Raw genomic sequence first — 723 nt, 5'->3', positions numbered from 1 at the left:
ACTGGCTGAAGCGAAGGTCCCTTACGACATTGTTAAGGAGCTGGACGAGGTGAATGACGATTTCGGTGATGTAGACGTCGTCCTCGTCATCGGCGCTAATGACACGGTGAATCCTGCAGCTGAGCAGCCGGGTTCGCCGATTGCCGGCATGCCGGTCTTGAAGGTGTGGAACGCCCACGATGTGATCGTGTTTAAGCGTTCCATGGCCACCGGCTACGCGGGCGTACAGAATCCGCTGTTCTTCAAGGAGAACACAAAGATGCTGTTCGGAGACGCAAAGGCTTCGGTAGAAAACATCATCGCAGCGCTATAGACCAGTGCTGGGCGGAAGGGCGCGGGCTTCGGCTCGCGCCCTTCGTCTTTTCTTGGATTGGATCAAGGCGCTTTCAGAGGGGATTCACTGCTCACTTTACCCACGCAAACATAAGACGCTAATCACATATTTTCGAGGCGTCGTATACGAAGTCACATATTTTGAGCTGTTTTTCGACTCGGTGACGTGGCTAACACGCAGGCATCCTGTTAGCATTGAGGATGTAGCTCAACCACACAGCGCAGTGAATTAAGAGCACAAAGTTGTGTCAGATGAGCTTAATTTATTGTTGTCATATTTCAATTCCGACGATTGGAAACACCGTGGCTCAAATTGTCGTTCTTGGTGCAGGCATCGCTGGTCACACGGCCTCGATGATCCTCGCAAGAGAGCTAAAGAACACAGAACAT

General features: G+C 51.5%; 1 protein-coding gene. It reads left to right on the top strand.

Annotation, left to right across the window (positions count from 1 at the left end; genetic code table 11):
• Nucleotides 1-313 (top strand): NAD(P)(+) transhydrogenase (Re/Si-specific) subunit beta (locus HMPREF1627_RS00900; protein ID WP_034500366.1); only part of this gene is annotated, 313 nt, incomplete at its 5' end.
• Nucleotides 314-723 lie beyond the last annotated feature (410 nt).

This window comes from Actinomyces sp. S6-Spd3 (assembly GCF_000758755.1).
Lineage (GTDB): Bacteria > Actinomycetota > Actinomycetes > Actinomycetales > Actinomycetaceae > Pauljensenia.
Note: the sequence above shows the minus strand (reverse complement) of the source record. Positions and strands in the feature narration are given on the sequence as shown.